General features: G+C 44.3%; 12 protein-coding genes. 9 read left to right on the top strand and 3 right to left on the bottom strand.

What is annotated here, in order from left to right; translation table 11 throughout:
* The first annotated feature begins 80 nt into the window (after positions 1 to 80).
* The gene (locus AB4135_RS04235) at positions 81 to 677 is read left to right on the top strand and encodes a Yip1 family protein (protein WP_371990598.1); all 597 of its coding nucleotides are present in this window, start codon (positions 81 to 83) and stop codon (positions 675 to 677) included.
* 96 nt (positions 678 to 773) lie between these two features.
* Here AB4135_RS04235 and glnS read toward each other — a convergent pair whose 3' ends face one another.
* The 3 genes from glnS to AB4135_RS04220 form a co-directional block, all read right to left on the bottom strand.
* On the bottom strand, positions 774 to 2,444 hold the full coding sequence (gene glnS, locus AB4135_RS04230; protein ID WP_371990596.1) for a glutamine--tRNA ligase: 1,671 nt from the start codon (positions 2,442 to 2,444) through the stop codon (positions 774 to 776).
* 182 nt (positions 2,445 to 2,626) lie between these two features.
* A complete protein-coding gene (gene feoB, locus AB4135_RS04225; RefSeq protein WP_371990594.1) occupies positions 2,627 to 4,921 on the bottom strand; it encodes a Fe(2+) transporter permease subunit FeoB in 2,295 nt (764 codons plus the stop codon).
* Positions 4,914 to 5,153, bottom strand: a complete 240-nt coding sequence (locus tag AB4135_RS04220; RefSeq protein ID WP_020913325.1) for a FeoA family protein — start codon at positions 5,151 to 5,153, stop codon at positions 4,914 to 4,916. The genes feoB and AB4135_RS04220 overlap by 8 nt, the downstream gene beginning before the upstream one ends.
* 496 nt (positions 5,154 to 5,649) lie before the next feature.
* Here AB4135_RS04220 and AB4135_RS04215 point away from each other — a divergent pair, with 496 nt between their 5' ends.
* The 8 genes from AB4135_RS04215 (at position 5,650) to AB4135_RS04180 (ending at position 21,834) form a co-directional block, all read left to right on the top strand.
* Positions 5,650 to 6,564: a DmsE family decaheme c-type cytochrome gene (locus tag AB4135_RS04215; protein ID WP_371990714.1), complete on the top strand. Its 915-nt coding sequence runs from the start codon at positions 5,650 to 5,652 to the stop codon at positions 6,562 to 6,564.
* 12 nt (positions 6,565 to 6,576) lie between these two features.
* Positions 6,577 to 8,700, top strand: a complete 2,124-nt coding sequence (locus tag AB4135_RS04210; protein WP_371990591.1) for an MtrB/PioB family decaheme-associated outer membrane protein — start codon at positions 6,577 to 6,579, stop codon at positions 8,698 to 8,700.
* Between the two features lie 33 nt (positions 8,701 to 8,733).
* Positions 8,734 to 10,647: an OmcA/MtrC family decaheme c-type cytochrome gene (locus AB4135_RS04205; RefSeq protein ID WP_371990589.1), complete on the top strand. Its 1,914-nt coding sequence runs from the start codon at positions 8,734 to 8,736 to the stop codon at positions 10,645 to 10,647.
* A 70-nt stretch (positions 10,648 to 10,717) separates the two neighbouring features.
* The gene (locus tag AB4135_RS04200; RefSeq protein ID WP_371990587.1) at positions 10,718 to 12,874 is read left to right on the top strand and encodes an OmcA/MtrC family decaheme c-type cytochrome; all 2,157 of its coding nucleotides are present in this window, start codon (positions 10,718 to 10,720) and stop codon (positions 12,872 to 12,874) included.
* A 489-nt stretch (positions 12,875 to 13,363) separates the two neighbouring features.
* Positions 13,364 to 15,718 carry an OmcA/MtrC family decaheme c-type cytochrome gene (locus tag AB4135_RS04195; RefSeq protein WP_371990585.1) on the top strand — a complete coding sequence of 785 codons (2,355 nt, stop codon included), beginning with the start codon at positions 13,364 to 13,366 and terminating at the stop codon, positions 15,716 to 15,718.
* Between the two features lie 458 nt (positions 15,719 to 16,176).
* Positions 16,177 to 18,381: an OmcA/MtrC family decaheme c-type cytochrome gene (locus AB4135_RS04190; protein WP_371990583.1), complete on the top strand. Its 2,205-nt coding sequence runs from the start codon at positions 16,177 to 16,179 to the stop codon at positions 18,379 to 18,381.
* A gap of 360 nt (positions 18,382 to 18,741) precedes the next feature.
* The gene (locus AB4135_RS04185) at positions 18,742 to 20,742 is read left to right on the top strand and encodes an OmcA/MtrC family decaheme c-type cytochrome (protein ID WP_371990581.1); all 2,001 of its coding nucleotides are present in this window, start codon (positions 18,742 to 18,744) and stop codon (positions 20,740 to 20,742) included.
* 105 nt (positions 20,743 to 20,847) lie between these two features.
* Positions 20,848 to 21,834 (top strand): DmsE family decaheme c-type cytochrome, encoded by a 987-nt coding sequence (locus AB4135_RS04180; protein WP_371990579.1) that lies wholly within the window; start codon positions 20,848 to 20,850, stop codon positions 21,832 to 21,834.
* Positions 21,835 to 21,836: the final 2 nt, after the last annotated feature.

Raw genomic sequence — 21,836 nt, 5'->3', positions numbered from 1 at the left:
CTTAGAGCTGTAAAAAGTTCGTCTGCAGTTTGGCGAGCCAATTTAATCTAAAAGTTAAATGCTAAACAAGGATAACTATAATGATATTGAATCACTTAATGGGGCTATACACTCATCCAAAAGAAGAGTGGCAAACAATTGAAAAAAACCACGAAGCGCTTAGAAGTAGTCTGAGCCATATCTTAATCGTTGCACTCATTCCTGCTATCTGCACTTTCTTTGCAACTTCACAAATAGGTTGGGATCTCGGCGTTGGCGAGCGTCAGTTCTTAACAGCTGAAAGCGCACTCATCATGTCTACAGGCATGTATTTCGGCCTCATCGCAGGCGTATTCGCACTTGCTTACCTTGCTTTTTGGATGGCTAAAACTTTCGATGCAAAACCGAGTTACACTCAAGCACTAGAGTTAGCAGCATACACTGCTACGCCATTATTTATGGTGGGCTTAGCATCGCTTTATCCAACATTGTGGTTCATCATGATAGTTGGTTTAGCGGGTTTGGCTTATTCGGTTTATCTCCTCTATACCGGTGTGCCCATCATTATGAATATCCCGGAAGAGAAAGGTTTTATTTATGCGAGTTCCGTTGTAACAGCAGGCCTAGTGTTACTTGTCGGACTGATGGCATCAAGTGTTATTTTATGGAGTGTTGGCTTCGGTCCGATGTACCAATAATGACACAATATTAAACACGCAAAAAAGCCGACATATTGTCGGCTTTTTTATTCTCGAGTTTATCAACTCAAACTAATACCAAGCAGTATAAAACGACTACGCGAAAGTGTCGCGTAATGGCACCGTTAGGTTAAAGACTAGATTGTCTTTAGTTGAATCTTTATTGTCAGCGCAGAAGTAGCCTTCACGCTCAAACTGATAGGCTTTTTCCGCTTCAGCATTAACAAGTCCAGCTTCAACAAACCCATGCTTAACCGTTAACGACTGCGGATTAAGTACTTCATCAACAGACTCTGCTGCCGCAGGGTTGGCATCGTTAAATAAACGCTCATACAAACGGAACTCAGCAGGTTTAGCTGTCGTTGCTTCAACCCAATGGATAACACCCTTAACCTTACGACCATCGCTCGGGTTTTTACCCAAGGTTTCATCATCATAAGTACAGTAAATGGTGGTCACGTTGCCATCAGCGTCTTTATCACAGCGTTCAGCCTTGATGACATAAGCATTACGTAAACGAACTTCTTTGCCCTGTACTAAACGTTTGAACTTCTTATTTGCTTCTTCACGGAAATCATCCGCGTCGATGTAAAGTTCACGCCCGAATGACAATGGGCGTTTACCCATCTCTTCATTACTTGGATGTATAGGAGCTTGCACTGTTTCAACCTGGTTTTCAGGATAGTTTTCAATCACGACCTTAACTGGGTTGATAACTGCCATTGCCCGCGGAGCATGCTCATTGAGCTCTTCACGGATACACGCATCTAACATGGCAACTTCAACCATGTTCTCTTGCTTAGTCACGCCGATACGCTTACAAAACTCACGAATTGAAGCCGCGGTATAACCTCTACGTCTAAAGCCTGCAATCGTTGGCATACGCGCATCATCCCAACCAGAGACAATATTACGAACCACAAGGTCGTTAAGCTTACGCTTAGACATTAACGTGTACTCAAGGTTTAATCTTGAGAACTCATACTGACGTGTGCGACTTGGAGACTGGAAATCATCTAAATGATCCAATACCCAATCATACAATCTGCGGTTGTCTTGAAACTCTAAAGTACAAAGCGAGTGGCTAATGTTTTCAATCGCATCAGAGATACAGTGAGTAAAGTCGTACATTGGGTATATGCACCACTTATCACCTGTTTGATGATGATGTGCAAAGCGTACCCGATAAATAATCGGATCGCGCATACACATAAATGGCGATGCCATATCAATCTTTGCTCTTAACGCACATTCACCCTCTTTGAACTCACCATTACGCATTTTTTCAAATAGCGCTAAGTTCTCTTCAGGTGTTGTATCGCGGTAAGGGCTATTTTTACCAGGCTCTTTCAACGTGCCGCGGTACTCACGAGTTTGCTCTGCATTTAAGAAACAAACGTAAGCTAAACCTTTAGTGATCAACTCAACGGCGTACTGATGTAACTGATCAAAGTAATTTGAAGAGTAACGAATATCGCCACTCCACTGGAAACCAAGCCACTGCACATCATTCTGAATAGAGTGGACATAATCAATGTCCTCTTTTTCAGGATTGGTATCGTCAAAACGTAAGTTACATTGACCTTGGTAGTCTTGTGCGATGCCAAAGTTTAGGCAGATAGACTTGGCGTGGCCGATATGAAGAAAACCGTTTGGTTCTGGCGGAAAGCGAGTGTGTACAGCACTGTGCTTACCGCTGGCAAGATCTTCATCTATGATACTACGTATGAAGTTACTAGGACGTACTTCAGTGTCCACATGACTCATGGAATTCCTCTTTGCGAACGATGGTTAATGGCGAAAAAAGCATAATCCTACAGATCCCTAGTAGGGTCAACGGTTCACGCTTAAAAACACGGGTTAATGGTTACAGCATAGCCATTTAAAGGCAAAAAAGCAGCGAATCATCGCTGCTTTTATCTATACACTCAGATTATACGCTAAAACAACTATTCCGTAATCACTTTAATGCCTGGAATGATGGTTTGGGTTTTTCGCCCTTTCCTCTTCAGCCATACATAAAATACAACTAATGCGATAGTAAAGAAGCCAATCCATAGACTTGATTGTAGAGGGTGCTGAGCAAACGTAGCCCCTTGGTAGAATACCGTCGCCGTGCCGTACGCTAGACCAAAGGTCCAAAGCCCAGCGAATGCCGCCCAGCGCCCGCCAAACTCATTAACCAATGCGCCCATTGCTGCAACACAAGGAGTGTATAGCAATACAAACAGTAAATAAGAAAATGCTGCCGTTACACCAGCGAAACCAGCTTGCAGTGCGCTGAAGGTTGAGGTATCAACCTCTAGCTCTTCTGATGCACTTTCAACAGATGAAACGTCACCAACAGAGATAGATAAGGGATCTTCTGGCGCAATACCGAACAAATTCTCAGGAATAGTCGCTAACGCTTCAGCAAAGGTATCAGATAATGGTGCTAACTCTTCATCACCAGCACTGTTGTCTGAATAAAGGCTGTTTAACGTCCCCACTACGGCTTCTTTGGCAAAGATACCAGTGATAATACCGACTGTTGCAGGCCAGTTATCTTGCTCCACACCCATAGGTGCAAATAGAGGAGTGACTTTTTGGCTTGCTACACTAAGTACCGACTCAGAGCTATCTTCGTGACCAAATGTCCCATCGATACCAATAGCATTGACAAAGTTTAGCAAGGTTACAACGATAACAATCGTCTTACCCGCGCCCATAATAAAGCTCTTTGTTCGCTTGCCTGTTCGCGCCATTACAGTTTTGAACTTTGGCTTTTCATAGCTAGGTAACTCCATCACAACCGCACTGCTTGAGCCTGGTAGTAAAGTGGAACGTAATAATAAGCCAGTGCCAATAGCGGCAAAGATACCAATCATATACAGCAAGAAGACTAAGTTCTGACCTGACTCAGGGAAGAAAGCAGCAGCAAATAATGCATACACAGGAAGGCGTGCACCACATGACATAAACGGCGCCATCATTCCTGTGACAATACGTTCACGCTCACTACCTAGCGTACGAGTCGCCATAATCGCTGGCACTGAACAACCAAAGCCAACAATCATAGGCACAAAAGCACGTCCTGGTAGACCAATGCGGCGCATCAACCCATCAACAACAAACGCTGCTCGCGCCATGTAACCTGAACCTTCAAGTACTGACAAGGCTAGAAATAGCGCCGCAATAACCGGAATAAACGTGGCAACCGTTTGAATACCTTGGCCAACACCACCGGCTACAATAGTCACTAACCATTCAGGTGAACCTAGGCTGGACATTAATGCGCCGAAATGGTCAACAAAAATAGCCCCTGCTGCGATATCAAAGAAGTCGATAAAAGAGCTACCAACATTAATACTGAACATAAACATTAAATACATCACAAACAGGAACACAGGGATCCCTGCAACTGGGTGAAGTACCACTTTGTCTAGTTTATCGGTTAATGTTTCGGCATTGTCACTTTTAACTGAACCAGTAAACACCTGCTCAACGAAGTTGAAGCGTGTGGTGGCCACCATAATTTCAATATCTTTACCTTGAGCAGACAGTGCTTGAGAGTACTGCTCTACTTCACTAACCATTTGACTGTTTTTACACTTACCACAGCCTAATCCATTAGCGAGCATCGCAAGTGCACGCCCTCGACTCAACTTGTCATCGGCTGCAAGCAAGTTACTAACGCCAGACTCAATTTCAGTATCGTAATCAAGTACTAGAGGCGCTTCAGAAACTTTACCATCGAGTAAAGCAACAAATTGTTGTTTCACCTTGTCAATGTCTTGTTCATCGCGAGAGCACACGGCCACAACCGGACAACCTAGCTCTTTGCTCATCTGTGCGACATCAATATGAATACCACGACTAATCGCAGCATCTATTTTGTTCAGCACTACAACTAACGGAATACCAAGTTCACGCAGTTGTACGGTTAAGTACAAGTGACGCTCAATATTGGTCGCATCAACAAGGTTAATAATGCCGTCGATTGGCTGATCTGCAAGATATTGCTGAGCAATCTGTTCATCTAAAGAGCAGTCACAGCTGTTCCCAGCAGGTAATAAATCATAAATACCGGGAAGGTCAGTAAGAAAAACATCGGTACCTTGCAGCGCGAATTGCCCTGTTTTCTTTTCAACTGTAACCCCAGACCAGTTACCAACTTGTTGATTCGAACCAGTAAGGGCATTAAAAAGAGTCGACTTACCCGCGTTAGGGTTACCGACGGTGACGCAATTAAATTGCTTATCCATTCGCTTTTTCAACCTCAATAATATCTGCTAAATCACGACGCATGCATAACTTACTGCCTCGGATATCTAATTCTACGCCCGAGCCCATTGGTGCTCTGCGGATCAAAGAAAATCGAGTATTGGGAGTGATCCCCATCGATAGGAGTTTGCGTTTAACAACAGCCGGTAGGTCAATTTGCCCTACTTGAGAAATTCTGGCGAAATCGCCTGGATTTAGTTCACTTAACTTCATTGTGCATTCCACCTAATTACAGGCCTCAACTTTCTTTGAATTGATACTGATTCTAAAGGACTGTTAATCTCAATAACTTTACCTAGATCAACATTTCAGACTGTAAACGATAATAATTTTCAATTGTGTTCTCTATTATGTGACAAATCTCTCAACTAATAAATGACCTCATGCCAGATAAATTAATTATGGCTTATCCCCCTTAAACAATAATGGTTATTATTTACACTGGATTCAAATGAATAACAGAAACCGACCCAGCGTGATCCAGATCACACTTCAATAACTACCCTTTAAAGATCAGCGTTAAAAGCTGCATAAGCCCACCTAAATGTTATGGGTTTGTCATGTTTATGTTCTATTATTTTATGTTAGTAATTTACATAACTACTAATGTAGCACTCTAAAAAAAGAACGCTTTAAAAGCGAATGGAATGGGAATGACATGATGAACAAGACCACAGGATGGTTCTCTACAAAGCTAGTGAACTTGCTAATGCTTACGACTATGGCATTTTGCTTTAATGTCATGTCAGCCCCATGGGACGATCAACCACCAAAAGAGGTTGAAGCACTATTAGATAAAAAGTTTGCTGAAGGAAAGTATTCATCAAAAGGCGCTGACACCTGTCTCATGTGTCACAGGAAAAGCGCAAAAGTGATGGAACTATTCGACGGGGTTCACGGTAATGCTGATGTTAAAGGCTCGCCAATGGCCGATCTTCAATGCGAAGCCTGTCACGGCCCACTGGGATCACATAATCGTGGTGGTAAAGAGCCAATGATTACATTTGGTTCAAACTCCCCTGTTCCAGCCGAAAAACAAAATAGCGTTTGTATGAGTTGCCATAACGATGATGAACGTATGGCTTGGAGCGGCAATCATCACGACAATGCTGATGTCAGCTGTGCCAACTGTCATCAAGTCCATACTGGACACGACCCTATCGCAGACAGAGCAACTGAAGTGGCAGTATGCACCAGTTGCCACACTCAACAAAAAGCTGACATGAATAAACGTTCCTCTCACCCGCTAAAATGGCAACAGATGGTATGTAGTGACTGTCACAACCCACACGGCACACTTGCAGATGCCAGCTTAAAGCAGATGAGCGTCAATGAAAATTGTTACTCATGCCATGCAGAAAAACGTGGACCCAAGCTATGGGAACATGCGCCCGTTACAGAAGATTGTGCGTCTTGTCATAATCCACATGGCAGCGTCAACGAAGCGATGCTGATAAGTAAACCGCCTATGTTATGTCAACAATGTCACGCCTCAGTTGGACACACCTCAAATGCCGTATTCGGGGGCAACCCCAATGCATTTAATGCGGGACAAAGCTGTATGAACTGCCATTCGCAAGTACATGGCTCTAACCATCCATCTGGCAAGCTACTACAGCGCTAACAAGGAGTGGCAATGATGAAAGATATACAGTTCCATATTAATAAGCCGTTGCAGTTTTCTCTAATAGCATTGGCTGTCAGCGCATCTATAACATCGGTGCATGCAACAGGTTACGGCGTCCAGAATGCCAACCGCGACAAAGCAAAAGTCGAAAAGTGGGAGTGCAAACGCTGCGTAACAACCTCAGGCTTTAATGGCAGTGTGGGCATAGGCGCCGCCTACAATGATGCAAGCGACATTCATTTTGGTAATACGACCGGTACAGATACAGACGGCGCAGTCGGGCATATAGAGGCTGACCTTAATTATCAATCAGAAAATGGTTATCAAACCACAATAACAGCAGACAAACTGGGGTATGACACAGGCAGCGCGGCAATAGAGACTGGCCGAAAAGGCCAATATTCCATCGCTTTAGGTTATCGAGGACTGGCGAACTACGACACCAATGCGGCGCTAACACCCTATATGAATAGTGGAGATCAGCTTTTTCTGCCCGATGATTGGCAAGCAGGTGCAACCACGGGGCAAATGTCGAACCTAAATGACGACATTTCCGATACAGCGTTAAAAACTCAACGTGATAGGTTTTTATTAGCAGCTGACTATAAAGGTAGCTTCTACAAGGCTGACATCAATTACCAGCATGAAAAGCGTGAAGGTAAACGCACTTTTTCAGGTAATTTACTCACCAATAGTGCCATGCTAGCCCAGCCTATTGATGATACAACCGATGAATTTGGTGCAAAAATCTACTTTAACGGTAAAGGTTGGTTAGTCGGCATAGACTCTTCTTTTAGCCAGTACAAGAATGACCATCAAGCCGTTAATTGGGAGTCAGCCTTTACACCTACATTTGGTGCCGCTTATGCAGGACAAAGCGCTGCGGCACCGGATAATAAAGCCTATCGAGTCGGGGCAAATGCACAACTAACCGGCAACGGTCATCAGGTGCTGATGAACCTGAGTGTTGCGAGCTTTACACAAGATCAAGCTTTCCTACCGGCAACGATAAATGGTCCTTCCCCCGCGTTGCCAACCAGTAGCCTTGACGGTCAGGTTGATACCACCGACATGAAACTTAAATACTCTGGCCGACCTTTACGAGGCTTAAGCGTAAGAGCGCGTTATGACTACTCAGATCGAGACAATAAAACAGCACTGAATGCCTATCCACAAGTCATCACCGATAGTTATTATGCAGGCACCGCTGTTAACCCGGAATATGATCGTACTAAACAGTTAGTCGATGTTGGCGCGAAATACCGTTTCAACCGCAGTATATACATAGATGGCGGCTATCGTTATGACCATAACGACTATAGCGATTTAGACCGAGACTCTCTGCAGCAAAATAGCCTCTATGCAAAGCTAAACTACCGAATATCCCCGGCCTGGTCTGCTTGGTTAAAAGCCGAAGCGAGTGATAGAACCGGTAGTACCTATAAAGCCGTAACGACGACATCAAGTCCCAGTAATCCCTATTTAAGAAAGTCATACCTTGCAGATAGGCAGCGTCAAGAATACAAACTTAATGTGGCCTACAGTGGCTCAGCTGCGTTCTCTGCCAGTGCCAACTTACATGCTAGCTATGACGACTATAATGATACAGAAATTGGCTTAACTCGGGTTGATACCCAAGGCTACGATATATCAGCCAATTACATGATAAGCGAGAATTTCAATGTTAACGCCTACCTCAACCAAGATTGGCGTGACAGTGACCAAGCTGGTAGCTCAAACTTTGGCTTAGCTAATTGGTATGCCAACACCGATGAGCAATCCACATTAGTGGGTGCAGGTTTAACTTACCAAAACTTGTTAGATAGCAAACTCAATCTTGGCCTCGATTATTCATACGCCGACGGGCAAAGCGATACCAATGTTATTCAAGGGATCACCTCTCCTTACGGCGATTACTTCTCCGAAAAGCACAATATTAATGCTTTCGCAAAGTATCAACTCGCCGAGAAAATGGCATTACGTTTCGATTGGATTTTCGAGAACTATAAAGACTCCGATTGGTTGAACCAGGGTTTAGCAGTTGATTCTATACCCAACGTGCTGACTTTTGGCGATTTAAGCCACGACTATAATGCTCATTATTTTGGCCTGACATTCAGCTACCAAATGTAGCTCTGTCAATAAAAGGAATTCAAGGAAATAAAAATGAAACTGATCACCCAATCACGACTTCATAAAAGTATTCCTCTAGGTCTAATTGCCATGCTGGCTGCTTGTGGCGGTGACGATGGTTCACCTGGCAACCCCGGCGAACCTGGAGGCCCCCCCGCTTCGGAGATTAGTGAGCTAAATATCACTGTTAAAGAGGTTGTTTTTGACACTGGAGTTGCCACGGTCAATTACCGCATAACCAATGAGGAAGATGAGCCAGTCATAGGAATACCTTCTGCAACTTACCTTGCAGCACAACTGCTACCAATGGGCTACACCAATGCAGGTAATGCCAGTCAGTGGCAGTACTTCACCTCGGAGTCTTGTGCTGACGTTTGTGACGGCGAATTTGTCGACCATAAAAATGGCCAATATAGCTACACTTTTAGTGGTGCATTCGATGGTATGAACGACATTAGCTTTATGTCTGGCGGCACCCAACGTGTGGTGATTAAAGTTGGCGGCGATTCTTTACCCGATGGCACTGCACTGCCAATAACCAACCAACATTATGATTGGCAGGATAAAGCCGGCACCCCTGCCTATACGCGAAACCTCATCGAAATGGAGACTTGTAATAGCTGTCACAGTGATCTCGCTTTCCATGGTAGTAAATACAATGAAGTTGAGACCTGCGTAACTTGCCATAACATCGACAAAGTCAGTAACCCCGATAATGTTTTTGCTCCTATGGTTCACAGTAAGCATTTAACCGGATTTCCTGGCTCATTAGCGGATTGTCAAACATGTCACGTCGCTGATGAAACATTAACGGAAAACATGAACTGGGCACGTGTTCCTACAATGGAAGCGTGTGGCAGTTGCCATACCAATATCGACTTCCCAAGCGGACAAGGTCACCCAACTCAACAAGACAATAGTAACTGTGTCGCTTGTCATAACGCTGATTGGACCATGAGTGCCCATAGTCAAGCAGATACCGAAGCCGTTCTTGGCCAATTTAATGTGGAAATTGTCAGTGCGTCTTTAAATGGCACGACTGTAGATTTAGCCGTGAGATTATCTAACCCAGCCACTAACGAGATCTATAACGATAGCGCCGACAAGCTTGACTTTGTCAATGACCTTCGGGTTTATGCGAACTGGGGAGTCAGCGTTGACTACACGACTCGCAGTGCTAAATCAATAAAATTACAAGACATTTCCCCTATTTCCGGCAGTAATGGCGTCTTTAATTACCAGATCGCAGATTTAACCGTACCTACGGAGCTTGCTAGTGATAAAGGAACATTAGCCATTCAAGGAAAGCTGTGTAGTGATGACGACATGTTGGCCGATTGCGCAGGGACTGATAACACCACTAACCTTAAATCTAGTCACCAGTTCTTTAGTGCGGCGGCGCTCAGTGATACAGGCCGCCGAGTGGTAGTCACCAACGAAACTTGCGGCAGTTGTCATGGAGATCAAGAGCTCAATTATCATGGCTCTCGTAATGATCTAGAAGGTCAGTGTCAGGTTTGTCATAACCCTAATATGCAAGCTGAAGCAAGTGCGATGAATGCTGCTGCATCAACAGCCGATTACAAACACTTAGCTCATACTCTGCATGCAGGTTCACGAGAAAGTTATCCAGATATTAACTACCCAGCCAATATCGGTAACTGTGCCCAATGTCATACAAAAGATGCCAACGGTGTACTAACAGCAGCATTACCGCTTGATAGTGGCGTTCCGCCATTGGCCTTTGACGACGGCAGCTTTACCAGCCCGACATCTGCTATCTGTAGCGCCTGTCATACCAGCGACACATCTAAGAGTCATATGACTCAACAAGGAGGCGTGTTTAACGGCACAGAAGCGGATGCAACATCTGGAACTGAAAGTTGTGCCACTTGTCATGGTCAAGGCGCCTCGGTCGATGTGTTAGCAGTTCACCCAATAAAATAATAATCATTAGCCCAATAACCTAGGTTATTGGGCTTTCAATGTTTAGTGATGAGAAATGGAACGCAAAATTATGGAAATCAAAACTAGAAGCTCAAAACTCAGTTTGATTGCTCTCGCGAGTGCCACCTTGTTGTTTGGCTGTAGCGACGGCAATGACGGTGAAGATGGTAAAGATGGTGAAGTTGGTTTTTCAATTGCTCAGGCCAACGAACTAACAGCGTCCATCTCATCAGCCTCTGTGACTGAAGGTGTGATTGCAGTAGAGTTCACACTCGAAAATGCCAACGGAGTAGCGATAACAGATCTCGACACTTACCAAGCTGTCGACTGGATAGGTATGGGAGTCGCAAAATTAATCCCCACCGAAGGCAAAGGTTATAAAACACCGCAATGGGTGAACTACATTAATAGCGCAGTTGAACCCGTCGCAGCTAACGTCCCACCAGGCTTTGAAGATAAAGCCGGTACACAGTTACAGCCAGGACTTGAATCTAGCTGTGCCCAGGAGTGTTTAGAAAACCTAAGCAGTGGCATGTACCGCTATACCTTCCAACTTAACTTAAATGACGTGCCTGAACTTGAAGGACTCGATTTAACCTTTGATGATAGTCTAACTCACCGCGTTACCATGGAGCTAAGAGCGGATGGTACGGCCAATAAACTCATCAATGCACATTACGACTTTTTACCTTCATCGGGTGAAATGGTCGCTGCAGACGCGACGCGTACAGTAGAGTTTTTAGAGCAATCATGTTTACGTTGTCATAGTGACGATTATGACCATCCCTGGGCATCTAAACTGCTTTTTCACGGTGGCAGACGTTTCGATATCGCTAATTGCCAAATGTGTCACACCAGTTATGCAGGCGACCCAGAAACCGGCGCACCCATCGACATGGGCTATATGGTTCACAAAATCCATAAGAGTGATTACCTGATGGTGGGTTATGGTGGCAGCATCCACGATTATTCTGAAGTGACCTTCCCCGCAGATATGTATGATTGCCGTGCATGTCACCAAGAGGGTGAAATGAGCCCTGTGGATGCGTTTAACTTTAAGCACCATCGCGCATTAGCATGTGGCTCATGTCACTCAGACTCAACCGATCCAGCACAAATCAAAACCGATATGCATGATAAATATATCGAAACGACAGATTGTAGTACCTGTCATGCAGAGAAAGGTGAAGCTGGTGCAGCGCATCACTTTACCGATGCAGTCGCTAAAGATAATGCTAAAGACAGCTACTCCGCTACGTTAGTACCAGGTTCAGTGTCAGTAGCCACGGGCATGATAACATTTGATGTGCAATTTGCAGACTCTTCATTAACGACTCCAGTGATGAGTCCTGATGTCGATAAGCGTATTACCTTAAGCGCAATCTATTTTGGCTTTGGTAATGACATCGACTTTGGTTCAGGAACACAAAAAGTGGATCTCCTTGCTCTAACACCAACAGCGGTGAGTGATGGCGTTTATCGATACACTACCGCGACGACATTAATGGCTGATGCTAGCGAAGCCGCAACCGGTGTGATTTCAACCAAAATGTGCGTTGATAGAGATACGCTGATGGGCGTTGCTTGTGGCACAGGTACCGACGAATCTATTAACCCAGCGGTTATCACCGGTGAACTGGTAGCATTTAATCTCAATGGTGATGACAGCGTGATGGCCAGACGCGTCGTGGTGAGTAACGATACTTGTGCCAACTGTCACGATGAAAAATTCATCGGTAAATTTGGTATCGATTTCAAACACGGCGGCAGTTACAGTAACTTTGAAGGCGAGTGCCAGATGTGTCATAACCCGACTCGTTCAGGAGCTGACTCTAAGTCGATTCAGGACCATATTGACTTTAAAGTACGTATACATGCGCATCATGCCAATAAGCGCTCGACGCAAGATCCAATCACCTTCCCTGAGCATTATGGTAACTGCGCCGTCTGTCATGACAAAGGCCAGCTTAAAATGGATGGACTTGGTGCGATGGTAGCAACACCCTCTACTGATGCAGTACTGGATATGGTTGAATTTTCCCCCATTGCGTCAACATGTGTCAGCTGTCACGGTGCTACGGATTCATTAGTCGCGCATATTCGCGCTAATGGTGGTGCGGCAAATGACACTCGCGGCACTTATGTTCCAGGAAGTGAATCTTGTGCAACCTGCCATGCTGAAGGTAAAACCAACGGTGTTGATTCGGTTCACCCTGTAGAATGGTAATAGTTAAGCTATTTTTCTAAATAAAAGCGGCGTTAACACGCCGCTTTTATTATATATTTAGCTGATAAAACGCAAACAAATCATTCGCGCACCACTCCCGGAACAATTCATTAACAACCAAAAAACCTTTACGCCACCCTTGCTCAATTAGATGTTACTACACAGTATAAATACGCAATAACCACAGTAACTCAGCTTGATTTAAATCAACTTAACTCTTAAAAAGAATCACTTCTTTAAGGCTACTTTAAGGTAGCCACCCTCAGCCTTAACTCAAGCTTAACCCCCTACAATCAGACTCCCTAACCAACTGTTTAAATTGACATTTAACAATACTGTAGCCTTTGAAAGATCACAGCAGGGTTACATCACATTTGCCTAGTCCATATTATTGCTGACTACCTCTTTTGGGTAAGATCGTGTTGAGGAAGTTCCTCACGCTTAAGAGGTAAAAACCTCGCAGCAGATAAAACCTATGCAGGGAATAAAATGATGATAAATCGATATAAACTCGCAACCGCTGTAAAATCAGCAATCGGCATTGGCGCACTCTCTTTTGCGCTTGCAGGTTGTGGCAGTGATGGCAAAGACGGTGAAGATGGCAACAATGGCGATATCGGCGTTGATATCCAACAAGCAACAAGTCTAAACGCCAATATTTTACATGCCACAATCACAGACGGCATTGTCGCTGTAGATTTCGAACTCGAAACAGCCAATGGTGTAGTAGTTTCAGGCTTAGATACATTTGAGAATATTAATGCCTTAGGCTTTGGTATTGCCAAACTAGACAGTCTACAGAAGCGTGACCGTCCATTACCTGGTTTTGACAGCCCTGAGCCAGAGGCTACACCGATGAAAGGTGAGAAGTCATCACAATGGGTTAGCTATATCAACAGCATGAAATTGCCTGGCGACATCGCTGAAGGTCAAGACTTACCTGAAGGATGGGATAAGCACCAAGGACCACAGATTCAAGCTAACATCGAAACGAGCTGTAAAACAGCTTGTATTGAAGCATTAGGCCACGGACAGTATCGTTATACTTTCTCTAAAGCACTCAACGAGTACGAACAAATTGAAGGCTTAGATACCGAATTCAAAGGTGAACTCACTCACCGCATTACGCTAGAGTTGAAACCGACAAACGTAGTCAGTAACGCTACTTTAATCAACACACATTACGATTTCATCCCAGCACTTGATCGAGCAGCTGAAGCCGATGAAACTCGTAATCTTGTCCATCTACAAGAATCTTGTATACGTTGTCACAATGATGACTACGAACATGCGTGGGCACCAAAGCTTTCAATGCATGGCGGCAAACGTATTGAAGTTGAAAACTGTGTAGTTTGCCATACCACCTACTCTGGCGATCCAGAAACAGGGGCAACTATCGACATGGGTTCTATGCTTCACCAAATCCATAAAGGCCAGTACTTCATGATTGGTTATGGCGGAAAAGCACACGACTACAGTGAAGTGACTTTCCCTGCAGATGCTAAAGCATGTCAATCATGCCACATTGGAGGTGAAGCTGCGCCAGCGCAAGCTAATCAATTCCACTTCCATAGACAAGAGGCATGTTTAAGTTGTCACGAAAAATTTGCCGCACCAGAATGGGATGGTACAGCGCGAGGTCTGTTCCACTCTGAGCAGTTCCCTCAGTATGTTGAAAGAGATTGCGCAGCTTGTCACGCCGATGACAGTAACCCAATGGGCGCAGCAAAGTTCCATTTGAACAAAGAGCTCACGATTACATCCGCTAAAGATGCATACGATTTCTCGATTCAAAATGGTAACTACCATCAGCAAAATGATAGCTTGAGCTTTATTGTTCACTTTGAAAGTGATTCCGCTACAGCGCCACATGAAGATCCAGCAGTAAGTGCGCTAAATGTTCAAATCGTCGAGAATCATCATAATGACTTCGCTGATGTCTGGAAAATGCCTCGAGAAGCCTTAACTGCTACCCATAAAATGATTAATCTAGCAGATGCTGAGGCAATCGCTGCGGGCGACATTATTGTTGAGCAAACCTCAGAAGGGTATCAGTACACGATCAATCAACTTGGTGTTGAACTGCTATCAGGGGCTATGATGAGTCACCTAGATATCTGTGCTTCACGCGACACTGAAACAACTGTTGCTTGCTCTGATGAAGAACATATTATTGCGACTTTGACCGCTGAAGCAGCTGCCTTTGCCCCTACTGGTGAAACGGCAGCTGTAAGAATGAACAGTGCATCAGAAAAAGCATGCCAAGCCTGCCATGACGACAGCATTGACCTTTCTTTCCACACGAGACCATCCTGTGGTACATGTCATATGCCTGATAACAAAGAGCAACCATTAGCACTTACTGATGGTAGCTGTGTGAGTTGCCATAAAGGTCAAGCTTTACACGCTGTTGCCGATGGGTCTTTCAAAGGTGGTCGTGTGGGTTTAGTCAACTCACTTGATTACAAAGTAATGATCCATACCCTGCATGCTAACAAGCGCACTAAAGTAAACAGCAATCGTAATGAGAACATTACTTTTACTAAACACTATGGTGATTGTGCTTCTTGTCATGAAAAAGGTCAGCTAACCCTAGCGAACACGGGTTCTCTTCCTGCAACATTAAATGAAGGTGAAGATGAGGCAGTATTGGAGTACTCTCCTACTGCCGCAGCATGTGGTTCGTGCCACACCAAAGAAAGCTTCGGTGCTCACGTTGAGTCTAACGGCGGCGTATTTGGTGCACCTCTAGGCACTTATGACGGTACAGAAAGCTGTGCAACTTGTCACGCTGAAGGTAAGACTTTTGGGGTGGATAAAGTTCACCCAACCAATTACAAGTAATGTAAATATTATCGCTTAATGTAAGCATGCATTTAACAATGCCAAATAGAAAGGCGAGAAGACTATCTTCTCGCCTTTTTCATGTCTAGATATCGTTGAAACTAAATACCAAACAGACGATAAGCATATTTCCACTATAAAGCGGTAACACAACTACTTATGAAGAAACAGTAACCCCTAAAGATCGCAACAAACTCGCCACAAAAGACAGTTGTGAGCGAAGAAACACTTAAGTAAGGATTAAAATAGTCCTAAAAACACACTATTCCCTCTACCCCTAAAGAAATAGTCTGACCTTAATCACATAAAGCATCTAAAACACCTGCTAAAAATTACGCTGTTAGTTAGCCTTAGAGGTGGAAATAAAATTCCACACACTAAATAAGGGTAAATGAGATTTGTTCTCAAATTAAATCCCTTTTTAGTGATGATTAAAAACTATTGCAGGGACAAAAATGATGAAATTTTTCAATTTAAGCGCAACTTCAAAAGCGCTACTCACAGCAGGAGTGCTTTCATTAGCAGTTTCCGGCTGTAGTGGTGATGATGGCAAAAACGGTGAAGACGGCAAGCCTGGTCCAGTTGGCTCGCCAATTGGTGAAGTATCTCAGGTTAACGCAGATATTACCTCAGCTTCAGTCAGCGAAGACGGTTTCCTAACGGTAAACTTCAATCTTAGTGACGCAAATGGTGCAGCAGTATTTGGTCTACAACAAGACGGAATCGGTGCAGTATCTTTCGGGCGTGTAGGTTCAGAAGATGAAGTAGGCACAACCGATCTTGAAGGCTCACCAAGAGATGTTTGGTTAAGCTACTTCAATAAAGACAAAGGTGAAGGCTACTACACTGGCTCTTCATACTTCCAAGGCAAAAACTGTGAAGATTGCCTAACTGATAATGGCGACGGTAGCTACACATTAGTATTAAACAAAGAAATTGATACTTTAGAAAAATATTCTTATTCAGCAGATGCCACAACGGGTATCTATTTAGGTGTTAAATCAGCAAATGACGCTGGTTCTACTCTAGTTAATAACACTTTCTATTACTGGCAACCAAGCTCTGATACCGAACAAGACAAACCTAAAGCTGTTATTGCCAATGAAACATGCCAATCTTGTCACCGTCCGGGTCAAGATGGTTCATTAGCAATGCATGGTGGCAAACACGTCACATTAGAATCTTGTACTTTCTGTCATGCTGATTACAACTCATACATGAAAGATGTAAAAGACGAAGATGGCAATGTGACTGGTAGCGTTGAATTTGATGGTTCAATCAAAGCCATGGCTCACGATATCCATAGCCATGCATACTATAATGGCGTCTATCCACAATCAGCTTCAAATTGCCAAACTTGTCACCAAGCAGACGAAAATGTCGCTATGGCTGACGCTTGGAAAGCTGATCTTGATACAGCAACTTGTATGAGCTGCCACAACAGCCCATATGCAGTACCAAGCTGGCATTGGGATAGTGACAAAGGTCAGATTGCAGAAGGTAAAGAAAACTGTGTATCTTGCCATAACGATCCAAACGGCGGCCAACGCGGCGCTGAATCAGGCCACTACCTGAAAAATGACAATGCTCAAGCAGCAGAAACCAAAGTCACTTTCAATAGCATGACATACAATGAAGCAACTGAAACAATTGTTGCTAACATGACGGTTACCAATGGTGATAACACCATTACTTTGGCACAAATTGATCCAAGCCCATACAAGTATGGCGGATTTACAAGTGCTATCGTATTTAACGGCGTTGTTAACGATGACTTCCTAGTTAACTACCAAAAAGTCGGCTACAACCTGTTTAGCGCTGGCGCAGATGGCTCAATTGACGTAACAATCAAAGATGTGTCATTGATGCAAGATGGTGATGATTCTCATGACTTCTTCCTCGTTGAAGATGTGATGCAAACCGAAGATGTGAAAGTTGCACTAAGTAGCCAGATTCACGTTTGTTTCGATGGCAAAGGCACTGTTGAAGATTGTGACTTTGACGGAACAACTGTAAGTAACTCAGGTCCTTACGCAAACTCTGATACTGCTTACTTTGAAGTGGACGGCACTGCCGTAACTACCTCTCCGCGTGTTCAACATGCAGAGATGGCAGCTTGTCAGCAATGTCATACAACAGCAATTAAACATCGCTTTAGTAACGACATGGATGGCTGTGCAAGCTGTCACAACGGCACGCGTGATAAGAAAGGCACAGGTTCTTCTAACCTAGCTTACATCGCTCACAGCAAGCACTACGTCTACGACAGCTCAGGCGACTTGTTCTTCAAGAAAACTGAGTGTCAAGCTTGTCACGGTGAAGATGGTTTCTCTTTAAGTAAAATTAAAGCTGATGCAGCGCCAGTTGCGTTTGGTACAACTGATGCTCAAAGATATGCAAAAGGTACTAATGAACAACTTGTTGTTTCACCACAAACTGCGGCATGTGTAAGCTGTCACCAAGCGCCATATGGCCTAAATGATGCTACCGCTTCTCATATCCAAGCAATGGGCGGTATCTTAGTGCAAGAAGGCGCAGAGCTGACTACTCTAGGTGTTCCAGCGTCTACATATGAAACGCTAAATGTACAAGAGACTTGTTCTACTTGTCATAAAGATGATTCAATTCTTGAAGCTCACTCTAACTGGGGCAGCAGCCACTAGTTTGAATAAACAAGTAGCAAGATAATCTACTACTAAAAAGGGAGGCTTCGCCTCCCTTTTTTAATGCGAGTGATTCCCAACTCATCAATACAACTTTTCTTACATATTTTACATATTTAACGTTATTTTAAGCTTCAAAAACGTCGTTTAACCATCCCTCTTAATACCTCTTTAGAAATAGGCAGATCCGCATCACACATTAGCACCTAGGCTGCTGATTTTAGCCCTGCATTACGTTAGCCTTTCATTGGGGAATCTTATTTCCAGCATTGACTTAAGCGGCAATTAAAAAATTACAGTCGGTCTACTCAATCGGGCCACACGTTTAAGACAGTGCCAAACCTATGCAGGGAAAAAATGATGAACGTAAAAAAATCTAAAATTGCACTGCTGCTAGCAGCAGGCGCTGTATCAATGGCCTTAACCGGCTGTGGTGGCGATGATGGTACTGACGGCAACCCAGGCAACCCTGGCGGTCCAGCAGCTGATTACATCAATACGCTGAATCTTAAAGTTACCGACGTGACTTACACTGATGGTCAACCAACTATTAAAGTGTTTGCCACTAACGAAGAAGACCTTCCAGTTATTGGTCTACAAGACCTAGGTGTTGTTGCCGCTCAATTAACACCACAAGGTGCTACTGGTGCAGGTAACAGTGCACAGTGGACCCGTACAGCTCGCGCTTCTGGCGTTGATAGCTACACCGATAATAAAGACGGTTCATACTCATTTACACTCGAACTTAGCGAATACAGTGCTGATATGACTCAGCGTTTTAACGTATACGCAGGTGGCAAAGGTTCAACTCTTGCTGACGGTGCAACAACGGTTCCACGCCGCGAAATCGTTGCAGACTTTGACGGTCAAGGCTATGAAGCCAAGTACACTAAAGACATCGTGTCTCATGAAACTTGTACTAACTGCCATGCAGAAGGTGAGCCGCTAACAACTCGCCATAGCAGCTACTACACCCAAGAAACCTGTGCAACTTGTCACAGCAGTTCAATGTCGACTGAATCTCAGTGGAACCACTTAATCCACAATATTCATAACACCGCTAAGACATTCGAAGACAAATACGATAAAGAGTATACCGGTGCAGCAGCTGAAGCACTTATTCAGAACAACTGTAAATCTTGCCACGTTGAGCCTGAAGCTGATAGCGGTGAGCTAGCGGAATGGGGCAACTGGTCACGTATTCCAACCATGGAAACTTGTACTAGCTGTCACACTAACATCGACTTTGAAGCGGGCAAAGGTCACTCTCAGCAAGCTGACAACTCAAACTGTATTGCGTGTCATAATTCAAGCTGGACTGAAGAGCTACACACTAGCAGCTTCGGTGACACTAAAGCACTGATTGATACATACGGCATCAACGTGACTTCTAGTATTGATAGCACAACTGCAGCAGCCACAATCAGCATTCAAGTTGTTGATTCAGCAGGCGCTGAAGTTGATATCAATACTATACTGCCAATGGTGCAGCGTTTAGAGGTTATCACTAACGTTGGACCAAACAACGTAACCTTAGGTTATGGTGGTAAAGACTCAATCAATGCGATTAAGAACGGTGTCGTGGATGCAAAAGCAGCTATCGAAGATGGCAAGTTAGTTTACACAACCACTCAAGATCTTGAGCTTGGCGCTGTTGGCGCTGACGACGAGACCGCTTTCACCTTTGTTGGCTGGGCTATGTGCTCTGCAGACGGTGAATTTGTTAAGTGTGATGATGCAGACTTTGATGGCAAAGACACTGATAAATACACAGGTATGAAAGCCGATCTTGCTTTCGCTACCCTTTCTGGTGAAGCGCCAAGTATGCGTCACGTTGACTCTGTTAACTTCACTGCCTGTGCAACATGCCACAGTGCAGAGTTCCAAGTTCACAAAGGTGGCAATCATGCTGGTTTCGTTATGTCCGAGCAACTTGCTCACACAAAAGATGCTAACGACCAACCTATTATCGGTGTTGATGCTTGTGCAGCCTGTCATACAGCAGACGGTACCCCGTACAGCCCTGTTGGCGCATTAGAACTAAAATTACATGCTAGGCATAATAGTGAAGGCATTATCAAAGATTGCACCCAGTGTCATAATGACTTCAACCTTGATGCATTCAAAGTTAAAGGTGCCATTGCAAGCAGCTTTGCTGGGACTGATGTCTACACCACACCTATCGCGGCAACTTGTGCTTCTTGTCACAGCTACAACATGGACAAGTTCAAGTCGCACGTTGAAGGCCAAGGCGCATTAGTTAATGTTTCTAAAGATGAAGCGACTGACGCAGCGCAACTAGAAACCTGTTTCTACTGTCACGCACCAACTCCAGCGGATCACACTGCGGTTAAGATGTAATTTGTGCAGCTCTTCTCAATGACTTAGGTCATTAAGAGTATTGAAAATAGGGGGAGTCCTCTCCCCCGCTTTCACAAAAAATTGTGCAAATTTAGGAAATCGATTATGAAGATCACAAAGAAATTAAAAACCTTACTTCCAGCGCTAGTCGCATCGGCAGTACTTTCACTTGGCTTTGCTCAAACAGCAGTAGCCTCTAAGTGGGATGCTAAGATGAGCCCTGATGAAGTAGAAGCCACACTAGATAAGAAATTTGCCGAAGGTAAATACTCGCCAAAAGGCGCTGATTCTTGCCTTATGTGTCACCGTAAATCAGAAAAAGTCATGGACATCTTCAATGGTGTTCACGGTTCGGTGGACTCAAGCAAGAGCCCAATGGCAGGCCTTCAATGTGAAGCGTGTCATGGCCCAATGGGTAAGCATAACCGCGGCGGCAATGAGCCAATGATCGCCTTTGGTCCAGACTCAACATTAGTTGCTGAAAAGCAAAACAGTGTCTGTATGAGCTGTCACAAAGACGACAAACGTATGGATTGGAATGGCGGACACCATGACAATGCCGATATCGCTTGTGCTTCTTGTCACTCAGTTCACACAGCCAAAGATCCAGTGTTGTCTAAAAACACTGAAATGGAAGTCTGTACTAGCTGTCATACTAAGCAAAAAGCTGACATGAACAAACGCTCTAGCCACCCAATGAAATGGGCACAAATGGTGTGTAGCGATTGTCATAACCCACATGGAACAATGAGCGACTCAGATCTTGTTAAGCCTAGCGTTAACGATACCTGTTACTCATGTCACGCAGAGAAACGTGGCCCAAAATTGTGGGAGCATGCACCCGTCACTGAGAATTGTGTTACTTGTCACAACCCTCATGGCAGCGTGAATGAAGGCATGCTAAAAACTCGTGCTCCGCAATTATGTCAGCAGTGTCATGCCTCGCCTCATAGCGGTCAGCCTCAGTTTGGTAACACAGATCAAGGTTCTACTGTTGGTGGCAACGCCTTTACCGGTGGTCGTAGCTGTCTAAATTGCCATAACCAGATCCATGGTTCAAACCATCCATCTGGCAAGCTATTCCAGCGCTAAGG

This window comes from Shewanella sp. 10N.286.54.B9, assembly GCF_041468565.1.
GTDB lineage: Bacteria > Pseudomonadota > Gammaproteobacteria > Enterobacterales > Shewanellaceae > Shewanella.
This window is presented reverse-complemented; position numbering and strand designations above follow the sequence as displayed.